The following is a 9,590-nucleotide window of genomic DNA, read 5'->3' on the forward strand; positions in this document are numbered from 1 at the left end:
ATAGGCCGACCATTGAACCGATCAGTGCCGGCCGGCTCGGAAATCTTGCTATGCCGGCCGGTAGGAGTTCTTCGGAACTACAACCAAACGCCGAGAAAGTCGCACATCAAAAAACTACGCCGTGAACCCATTAACGGTGCTGGTCAGACGGCCCTGATCATCAGCGATGATGTAGTCGAATGATCGAAATACAGTCGTTCAAGCTCCTCAGATGTGAGTGAAAAAGCTGCCGTCGCTTGAGGGAGCCTGAGTTCCCGCGCGGCGGATTGTCCATCAACCAAGATCGTAGGATGAAGGTTGGCGGCAGTCGTAAGATCGCCCGCGTTGCGCATTCCGTAGTCCGCAGCCCAAAGGCTGTAGATAAGTTGGGCACGAGGGGCCAGAGAGGAATGAGGCTTTCTGCTCGATGATCTTGTGACCCCTCGTCTAGCAGCCATGTTCATAATCGAGCACCGCTCGCCCTCCGTTAGTGTTGAAAACGTGATTCAGGTTTTGCATGAGCCGATACGGCCTACCGACTTCGAGTGGCGCGTGATTAAGCCGCTTTTTCCCAACAAGTCACGAGGTGTCCGCCATGTCGATGACCGGCGGGTGCTGAATGGCATGAGGACTACCGCCATTCCGGCGGGCTTAGGGGTCTGTGTGGCTCCATCACCAGTTCGCGCAATGGGCGTGCGCGCACGTTTCCTCAAAGGCTGACGCTGCTCTGCAGATATCGTCACTAACCGTTGGAAGTAGACGTATTGCGCCGGACAGGATCGATGGTCGATCGATGACGGCCGAGTTCCGGTTTGTGCGGTTGGGGTCGTATAATGGCATCGTCGGGAAACGCCAGTGAGAGGCCACAAACGCAGCCTCTCGCGGGAAGGTTAGTTCACGGTGAGATCCGACCGCCACCGGACCTTGCCTTGATCATCCAGGGGAGCACCGCGGGGGCCTTCACGAGTATGCCCTTCCTTTTCGCGAAGGAGCGAAGCGCATCTCGCGCAACTTCGACTGGCTTGTGACCGTCATGCGCCAGGTAGCACGTCTTCAGGGTTGCGTCGTGGATGATGTCGCGATCTCCTTTAGACCGTTCCTCAAGGAAATCGATCGCATCGTCCAGGTTCGTGATTTCGAGGACCAGATCCTTCCTTTCACGCAGGTAAACTGGCCGGTCAAACATCTTCGTGTGCATATCTACCTCACTGAATAGCTGCGGCACCAACACCAACCTGTGAGCTAGGTAGCCTGCCAGCCGGCGGGGCCGATCGGTGGAGCCCGTCAGGCCCGTCCTTGGGAGAACGGGCCTGAACAATCGCGTTAGAAGTCCATGCCTGGTCCGGCGGGCAGAGGCGGAGACGTATCCTTCTTCGGTTTCTCGGCGATCATGGCTTCGGTCGTCACCAGGAGACCTGCGACAGAGGCCGCATCCTGAAGTGCGGTGCGAACGACCTTGGCCGGGTCGATGACCCCTTGAGCATAGAGGTCACCGTATTCTCCCGTCTGGGCGTTCCAGCCGTAGGAGAAGTCCGTCTTCTCGCGAAGCTTGCCGACGACGATGGAGCCTTCAGCACCAGCATTCTCGGCGATCTGGCGAACCGGTGCCTCGACGGCGCGCCGGACAATCTCGATGCCGACCTTTTGGTCCTGATTGGCCGTCTCCACATGATCCAGCGCCTTGATGGAACGCAGCAGCGCGACACCGCCGCCTGGAAGAATACCTTCCTCAACGGCTGCCCGGGTGGCATGCAGTGCATCGTCGACGCGGTCTTTCTTTTCTTTCACTTCCACCTCAGTCGACCCGCCCACGCGAATGACCGCAACGCCGCCGGCGAGCTTGGCAAGACGCTCCTGCAGCTTTTCGCGGTCGTAGTCGGACGTGGTCTCTTCAATCTGGGCGCGGATCTGCGCGATGCGCCCGTCGATATCGGCCTTGGCGCCGACGCCGTCGATGATGGTCGTGTTCTCCTTCTCGATTGCAACTTTCTTTGCCCGGCCGAGCATGTCGAGAGTGACGTTCTCGAGCTTGATGCCGACGTCGTCAGAGACAACGGTGCCTCCTGTGAGAACGGCGATGTCCTCCAGCATGGCCTTGCGCCGATCACCGAAGCCTGGTGCCTTGACCGCAGCGACCTTCAGACCGCCGCGCAGCTTGTTGACGACGAGGGTCGCGAGCGCTTCGCCCTCCACATCTTCAGCGATGATGAGGAGCGGCTTGCTGGACTGAACTACCGCTTCGAGCACTGGCAGCATCGCCTGAAGGTTGGAAAGCTTCTTCTCGTGAATGAGGATGTAAGGATCGTCAAACTCGGTCCGCATCTTGTCGGCATTCGTCACGAAATAGGGGCTAAGATATCCCCGGTCGAACTGCATGCCTTCGACGACCTCGAGTTCGGTCTCTGCCGTCTTGGCCTCCTCGACGGTAATGACGCCTTCATTGCCGACCTTCTGCATCGCCTCGGCGAGATATCGGCCGATTTCTTCGTCGCCGTTTGCCGAGATCGTCCCGACTTGAGCAATCTCAGAGTTGTTGGAGATCTTTCGCGCGTTGGTCTTCAGTTCATTCACGATCGCGTCAACGGCAAGATCGATGCCCCGCTTCAGATCCATCGGGTTCATGCCTGAAGCAACCGCCTTGGCACCTTCCTTGACGATCGCCTGCGCCAGCACGGTGGCCGTGGTCGTCCCGTCACCGGCGAGATCGTTGGTTTTGGAGGCGACTTCGCGCAGCATCTGCGCACCCATATTCTCGAACTTGTCTTCGAGCTCGATTTCCTTGGCAACCGACACGCCATCTTTGGTGATGCGCGGGGCGCCGAACGACTTGTCGATGACCACATTGCGCCCCTTCGGTCCGAGCGTGACCTTGACGGCGTTTGCAAGGACATCGACCCCACGCAACATGCGTTCCCGGGCGTCGAGGTGGAATTTGACTTCTTTCGCAGCCATTTCTGTAACTCCTCAATAGGCAGCTATCTGACTGATGGACTTGTCGCTGGTTGGTTCAGGCCGCCTGCTTGCGCACGGCCGGAGCTTCAATGACACCGAGGACATCGCTTTCTTTCATGATCAGCAAATCTTCCCCGTTGACCTTGATCTCGGTACCGGACCATTTGCCGAACAGGATGCGGTCGCCCGCCTTGACGTCGAGGGCCTGGATCTGACCCGCATCGTTGCGGGCGCCGGCGCCGACAGCGACAACTTCGCCCTCCTGCGGTTTCTCTTTCGCCGTATCGGGGATGATGATCCCACCCCTGGTCTTTTCTTCCGATTCAACCCGACGGACGAGAATGCGATCATGCAGCGGTCGGAAAGGCATGTTTTCCTCCAATGGACAAACAGTAGTGACGATGTTCCCCATCACCGGACCGGATGACCAGTCTGGACGGGTACAAGACCTCAAACGAGCGTCTTGCGCGAAATCATCTGGTTTTGAGGTTTTTCGAATTCAAGGGGTGAAGTCAAAAAAATCAGCACTCGCATTGCGCGGCTGCTAACATACTGTAAACGAACAACAAACCCATGCTAGACGTTTAAAATCCCGTTGCTGATCGTGAACAATTGCGCCACCTTAGCGTTGTTGAGAAACGGAGATGAAGCATGCGATATTCACCGGATTTCGAGCGTCAAATAAGCGGCTACGGACTGACCACCGCGCATATTCTCTACCGAATTCCCGATTTCGAATCCGTGTTGCAGACCTATGTCTGGCAGGATTACGATCTCGCTCCCGACTTTCCTGAAATGCAGAAATTCCTCGATTTCTGGCAGGCCAATCTCGACGGACCGCTGCATTCCGTTCGCTATACGCATCAGCACCTGATCCGGCCGAACGAATGGCGGCGCATTGAAGGTGAGTTCAAGCTGAACTGAGATTTGCAAAAAAATCTTCAGGGCAGCACTTGAAGCCGGATTTTTCAGATACCAGATCTTTTGCCGCCAGCGGCTGACCAACAGGGCTGGCAATGCTGAGAGCGCCGTCTTTCGGCGCTCCATACCCATGTTGCTTTCAGGAGGATATGGCTATGGCAACATCTTACGACTACACGCCTCTCTTTCGATCGAGCGTAGGCTTCGACCGGCTCTTCAATCTTCTGGAAAACGCCCAGCGCGACCGTTCGACCAGCGACTGGCCGCCCTATGACATTGTCAAGACGGGTGACGACAGCTACCGCATCTCGATTGCGGTTGCTGGCTTCGCGGAGGGCGACCTCGACATAACGTTCCAGACCAATCTTCTCACCGTTATTGGCAAGAAGCAGGATTCTCCGTCCGAAACCTATCTGCACCGCGGTATCGCCGGGCGCCCGTTCGAGCATCGTTTCGAGCTTGCCGACCATGTCAGGGTGAGTGGAGCGGGATTAAGCAATGGCCTGCTGACCATCGATCTCGTTCGGGAAATCCCGGAGGCATTGAAACCGCGCAAGGTCAGCATTGACGGTTCCGCGCTTGGACGCCCGGACATAGCGCCGCAGATCGAAGCCCAGAGCGCCGCCTAAGCGAAACATTGGAGACGGGCGCCGTTTCGATGGCGCCCATGAGCACACCGGGTTGGAAAGGAGAGCGTTATGAAACCCGATATGTTCGAGACACCTGTTCGTATTCTCGTCGGCCTTGGATTTCCGACGGAGGTTCGAAGCGTGATGGACGCTTACCGCCATCTGGTCGAGTGGCCGATATCGTTAAGGGATGGTCCGCATTCGGTTGCGCTCAAGGCGTGTCGAGCTGCCCTGAGCGGCGAGATCGAAGCTGAGACCGCGCGTGGGTTGTTTGCTGCCTTCGCGCGAAAGCACGACCTGCTGGCGCCGGAAACCGACCCCATCATCGCGAGTAAGCCGCGGTGGAGTCGGGATCCACACGTGAGCTGAGGTGACCGAGCATGGATAACATGTTTGAGCAGATTGCCGCATCTGCCGTGAACAACGGACCGAACGTTCTCGCCTCTCACTGGTCGCCGTTTCGACGTCCAATGGATGTGGTGAAGGATCCTGTACTTTCTGTCGATGACAAAAGAACCATTCTCGCCGCATGGGCTTCGGACTTCTACGCGATAGATTCGAAGCCAGCTCTTCGTCATGTTCCGGGAACGCCGGATCCGGTTTCGATCGATGAGGTTCGGTCTGCCCTGGGAGAGCTCGATTTGCGGTACGATACCTGAGGGGGCTATATCCCTCCTCTCTCACGCCTTGCTGGCGTTACGACGGGCGGTCTCGATATCAGGCGGCCCGTCGAACTTAGCAGGGGGTCACTTCAAATCGGCAAAATGCCGTTCCTCAAACGGCTGGGTAACAGCTTCGATTTTCGGTATAGCTCCCTCCGCCAGGCTTGTCGTGCTGGATGCGCCGCTGGGTGTGAGAAAGGCGAACCAGCTGCAGGTCCGCAACGTCGTGCGACAGCCTGCTGTCATATGGTGCGGCGCGGCGATGTGCGGGCACCGAGATTTAATCGGCGCGCGACGGGAGCCGCATAACCCGGCGACTTTTCCGAGGCGGATGCTGGCAGAAACCAAGTCGTTTCGCGCGTGACGCCCGCCACAAGCTGGCACGGCCCGGCGTCGATCCGAATATGGGGCGGAGGATTTCTTGAAGAACTGCTTGCCAGGCGAGCAGAGGCAATGCAGGCGGGCGCGGGGGAGTTTAGATCAAGCAATTCAGCGCCGCTCGTGTACGCCCGTCGAGGCGCGTCTGAAGACAGCGCTCCACCGAGCCAAGGCGGCCGAGAGCTCGCGAGTATGCGAGGAGCGACATCGCGCCTTGGGCACAGCGAGGCACGGCTGGCCCAGCGCATGATCAGTGCAGTCGAACCGCCTTCCTCGCCGCAGTCAGGCCAAGATGGCTCTGTAAAATCGGTGTAATCAACGAAAAAGGCCGGGCGGAGCCGACCTTCTTACATAGTACCGCCTCAATGGCCACTGCCAGTACATCCGTGGTCAACGGCCACAAGCGAGTTAGGCAGTTGCGAGGTTGTCGGCAGCGTTCTTACCCGAACGCGCATCCCGAACGATGTCGAAGGTAACCTTCTGGCCTTCCACGAGGGAACGCAAGCCAGCCCGCTCGACTGCAGACGCATGGACGAATACGTCCGAACCGCCGTTCTCTAGTTCGATAAAACCAAAGCCCTTGATGCTGTTGAAAAACTTTACGGTTCCAGTGTTCATGACAATTCCTTTTCAAAATCTTGGATTGAGTTCACCTGCCGACAAAATGACTACTGAGGCAGATAGATCGATTTTGAGAGGGAAGGTCGGCTTGAACGCAGAGAGCGAGAAAACAAAGCTCAACAAGCAAAGATCGATGCAGCGATGCCTATCGACCGAATGTGTCTTAAACAAGTCGTCTCCCTGCGGTTGGCAAAGGGCGAGGATCGACCTGAGTTTAAATTGATCCCGGAAATCTACAGAGCATCATACTGTTTTTTGGTTTTGATAGGCGGAGCGCAGTTTTCTGGCGCTTTCACCTACGAGTGCTATCGGCATGAATTGATGGAACTATTTAAACCTCACGGAACTGGCCGTCTCTTGACGCGCCGCGCCGCGAACACCAATTCATCATCGTCGACGCCCAGTGGGTCGATCCCAGTCAGGGAGCCCAAGCTTCTTGGCGCTCCCTCGTACCTATGTTGCTCTATTGAGGATGTAGCTATGAGAACGAACTTTTCCCCCTTCGCTAGGTCGAGCATCGGCTTCGACCGTATCTTCGACCTGCTCGAGAACAGCAGCCTGAATACGGACAATTGGCCGCCCTACAACATCGTCAAGCTTGGTGAGGCTGCGTACCGCATCGCAATCGTGGTCGCCGGTTTTGCCGAGGACGAGCTAACGGTCACGCATGAGACGAACAAGCTGGTGATCAACGGTGCGAAAACGGAAAACGGGGAGGCTCAGTACCTCCATCAAGGCGTTGCTCTGAGGCCGTTTGTGCGCCGCTTTGAACTCGCAGATCATGTCATCGTCGAAAGCGCAAAGCTCGAGAACGGGCTGCTCGTCATCGATCTCAAGAAGGAAGTTCCCGAACAGATGAAGCCGCGGCGGATCGCTATCCAGCCGGAGACGACGAAACCGGCTTCGAAGCAGATCGAAGGCGGCAAAGCGGCCTAATCCAGAGCGAAAGAGAAGAAAGGAGGGTAGCAAACCGGAAACCGGCGACAAGGACCGGCGTTTCGTTAAGCGGACCTTTTGTTCTCTGCGAGGAATGTCGGATCGCGTTCATGCTGCGCCCTTGACCGCTGATGTTCGCGAGAGGGCCTTAGCGGTATGATGGGCCGATAAAGTTCAAACCGCCTTCCCATGCCAGGAGCCGGCATCGCCTTGCGCCGAAGCGTCGGGACCGAGCGGAATCCTCCTGGCAGATTGGTGACCTGCCCGCCGCCGGCGCGGCGGGCAGTGACTGCCTGCTATTGACCCTATATGCGCGTGCGGATTTTTCTGGTTGTCCCAGTATGCCCGGACCGACACTCCGGCGGCCGGCGGGCCGAGGACACCGTGGGTCCATATGGACTGATGCTCGCCGTGATAGCGAAATCTAAGGCGACACCGCCAGCCATAAACCCAGAACAAGGCTCGCCACGGTTTCGGCGACAAAAGGGCCACGGCAAGAACCAGTGCGGGCCACTCTTGCGGTTTCTCGCCTTCAGCAGTTCTTGTGGCATCACAACCGCCGCGAATGAATCCTGATCAAGAGTCAAATGTCCGCGTACGTGGTACGCTGAGCGAAACGATAGTTTCGGGACAAATCATCTTGAAGGTATGGACGCGTCGGTGTCTGGGAATATTTCTCTAATCGCTTGTCGAGGCATGTCGGCTGTCAGGATCGTCCGAATGCCAAACGCTACGCTGCCCTGGTGGTCAAAAGTGGGAGAAACCGCGGTGAGGGATTGCAGTTGCGCGGCGCGGTGCCAAGGCCGGGGCAGGGTTTGCCCCGGCCAAAACCATCTAGGCAAGTGAGCGTTGACCGCCAGTACCGGCCTGCTTATCGAACAGGTCGGCGGTATCCGCAGACATGCCCGCGTCTCGACAAGCGTCTATGAAGGCGTCGCGCGCGATTGCGACCGGTGTTGCACGGTTGAGTGCGCGACGGCAAGATTGAGCGGCTCGGTTAAATTTTCTGCCTCGGTCAATGGTCCAATCGCCTTCGAGGAAATCTAGTGCGTCATTGACACAAGCGAAGATTTGCCGCGTTCCATCCTTCAACTGGACGGTAACCGGCGTCATCCAAACGAGTTCCGGGTTGATCATGATGTCCTCCTTTCGCATTCAAACCGCATGAAAAAGAAGTACGTTTGATATTGGCGCCACCGGAGTGAATTTCAAGGCTTCGAAAGTCTGGCGCACGGTCAAAGTCATGGGTCATACCGCGAGCGTCTCCCTCAGTCTGATTACCGAAATCCCCTTCCGACCCTCGAAAGAAGTATCGATGACGACGCGCCGCTGGTCTTTCGGGTTGCGCCCCGAAAGACTGGCTAGAACGCGCAAACCGCCGCACTAAGACGGGAGTATCGTTCCGGTACTGACACACGGCTCATTTCCTTCGAGCGCAGCTAGCCAGTCAACCCGTTCCCGCGGGTCTCCACCCTCAGCGAGCCGACCGGGAGTGGGCACAACAATTCTTCCTCAGGTTTGGTGAGGTTGATCCATGCCTGCCAATCGATCGGATGAAGAACAACGACCTGGCGATTGTGAAAAGGCTCCACATCCGGCCCCGAGCGCGTTGTCAACATCGTGAATGCTGCGGGCTGGCCCTTCTGACTGGGCTTCCAGATTGCGGCAATCGCCATGAACGGCGCGCTCACCAGCGTGAAACGGTGTTTGGCCGTCGGGTGTTTCCTCCCCGCATGTTCAAAGAACGCGCTGGCTGGAACGAGACACCGATGGCTGTCGCTGAAATGCTTTCCCTTCGATCGAAGGTTGAACAAGGGGCCGCGCGTGCGGGTTCGGGGAAACCCGAATTTCATCTGCGTCAGCTCCACTATATGATCGCCCGCAGCTCTGATAACGGGCGCCATATCGCCCGGCTTGATTCCGATGGCCGACGGCATATCCAGTTGTGTTTGATGCGTTGGGATGCCAAGTGCGAGATCCTGCATCACCTTGCAGTATTCGGTGTAGCCGATCTGTTGCTCGTACTCGTTGCACATAGGGACGCCTGAGTGTTTCGAACAGCGCTGCTGCGCACAGGGCCATCGATCATGTCGGCGGTCGGAACTACCGCCTTGACCCTGGAGTTCTACTGCCGACGCGATCATCGTCCGATGGTTCCAGCAACGCCCAGCGTAACCCTTGGGGATGCGGTCAGCAATCCTCGCTGTCACAATGGACAGGCTCAGGCGACTTGGACCGCTAGGCGTGCGAGCATGCTGCCGGCGCGGCCCGTTCGTCGATGTCCTCTCGGGACTAAACAGTCAGAACCCACTCAATGGCCGAGATTGGACTGCCCCGGAAGGTCCAGTGCGGATGCACCGGGGCAGTGTTTTCCGTGCGACCGCTCACCTATGGGTGTCACGCAGCCTGTTTTGCCTTGAACGTTCCGGCCTCGACCAGGGCCGATACGATAACGCCGGCGACGAGTGCCCAGAAGGGCGCGCTGATACCGAGAAGCGAGACGTTAGACATG

11 protein-coding genes are annotated in these 9,590 nt (G+C 57.6%); 5 read left to right on the plus strand and 6 right to left on the minus strand.

Annotation, left to right across the window (positions count from 1 at the left end):
* Positions 1 to 874: 874 nt before the first annotated feature.
* From I8N66_RS20810 to groES, 3 genes are all read right to left on the minus strand, one after another.
* Positions 875 to 1,177 carry a DUF982 domain-containing protein gene (locus I8N66_RS20810; RefSeq protein ID WP_113541092.1) on the minus strand — a complete coding sequence of 101 codons (303 nt, stop codon included), beginning with the start codon at positions 1,175 to 1,177 and terminating at the stop codon, positions 875 to 877.
* A gap of 125 nt (positions 1,178 to 1,302) precedes the next feature.
* Positions 1,303 to 2,931, minus strand: coding sequence for a chaperonin GroEL (gene groL / locus I8N66_RS20815; RefSeq protein ID WP_113541091.1), 1,629 nt, complete (start codon positions 2,929 to 2,931; stop codon positions 1,303 to 1,305).
* 55 nt (positions 2,932 to 2,986) lie between these two features.
* Positions 2,987 to 3,301, minus strand: coding sequence for a co-chaperone GroES (gene groES, locus I8N66_RS20820; RefSeq protein WP_291157213.1), 315 nt, complete (start codon positions 3,299 to 3,301; stop codon positions 2,987 to 2,989).
* 281 nt (positions 3,302 to 3,582) lie between these two features.
* Here groES and I8N66_RS20825 point away from each other — a divergent pair, with 281 nt between their 5' ends.
* The 4 genes from I8N66_RS20825 (at position 3,583) to I8N66_RS20840 (ending at position 5,140) form a co-directional block, all read left to right on the plus strand.
* The gene (locus I8N66_RS20825; protein WP_077967056.1) at positions 3,583 to 3,855 is read left to right on the plus strand and encodes an aspartate-semialdehyde dehydrogenase; all 273 of its coding nucleotides are present in this window, start codon (positions 3,583 to 3,585) and stop codon (positions 3,853 to 3,855) included.
* Between the two features lie 152 nt (positions 3,856 to 4,007).
* Positions 4,008 to 4,481 carry an Hsp20 family protein gene (locus I8N66_RS20830; RefSeq protein WP_113541088.1) on the plus strand — a complete coding sequence of 158 codons (474 nt, stop codon included), beginning with the start codon at positions 4,008 to 4,010 and terminating at the stop codon, positions 4,479 to 4,481.
* A 69-nt stretch (positions 4,482 to 4,550) separates the two neighbouring features.
* A complete protein-coding gene (locus I8N66_RS20835) occupies positions 4,551 to 4,850 on the plus strand; it encodes a DUF982 domain-containing protein (RefSeq protein ID WP_113541087.1) in 300 nt (99 codons plus the stop codon).
* Positions 4,851 to 4,861: 11 nt separating this feature from the next.
* Entirely contained in the window at positions 4,862 to 5,140 is a 279-nt protein-coding gene (locus I8N66_RS20840) for a hypothetical protein (RefSeq protein ID WP_291157199.1), read from the plus strand.
* Positions 5,141 to 5,929: 789 nt separating this feature from the next.
* Here I8N66_RS20840 and I8N66_RS20845 read toward each other — a convergent pair.
* Positions 5,930 to 6,139 (minus strand): cold-shock protein, encoded by a 210-nt coding sequence (locus I8N66_RS20845; protein WP_113541085.1) that lies wholly within the window; start codon positions 6,137 to 6,139, stop codon positions 5,930 to 5,932.
* Between the two features lie 483 nt (positions 6,140 to 6,622).
* Here I8N66_RS20845 and I8N66_RS20850 point away from each other — a divergent pair, with 483 nt between their 5' ends.
* Entirely contained in the window at positions 6,623 to 7,078 is a 456-nt protein-coding gene (locus I8N66_RS20850; RefSeq protein WP_113541084.1) for an Hsp20 family protein, read from the plus strand.
* 834 nt (positions 7,079 to 7,912) lie between these two features.
* On the opposite strand, the gene I8N66_RS20855 is transcribed toward I8N66_RS20850, so the two are convergent.
* Both I8N66_RS20855 and I8N66_RS20860 read right to left on the minus strand, forming a co-directional pair.
* The gene (locus I8N66_RS20855; RefSeq protein ID WP_226020812.1) at positions 7,913 to 8,215 is read right to left on the minus strand and encodes a DUF982 domain-containing protein; all 303 of its coding nucleotides are present in this window, start codon (positions 8,213 to 8,215) and stop codon (positions 7,913 to 7,915) included.
* A gap of 302 nt (positions 8,216 to 8,517) precedes the next feature.
* Positions 8,518 to 9,114, minus strand: coding sequence for an SOS response-associated peptidase family protein (locus I8N66_RS20860; protein WP_291157205.1), 597 nt, complete (start codon positions 9,112 to 9,114; stop codon positions 8,518 to 8,520).
* Positions 9,115 to 9,590: the final 476 nt, after the last annotated feature.

It is taken from the genome of Ensifer sp. SSB1 (assembly GCF_016652895.1).
Lineage (GTDB): Bacteria > Pseudomonadota > Alphaproteobacteria > Rhizobiales > Rhizobiaceae > Ensifer.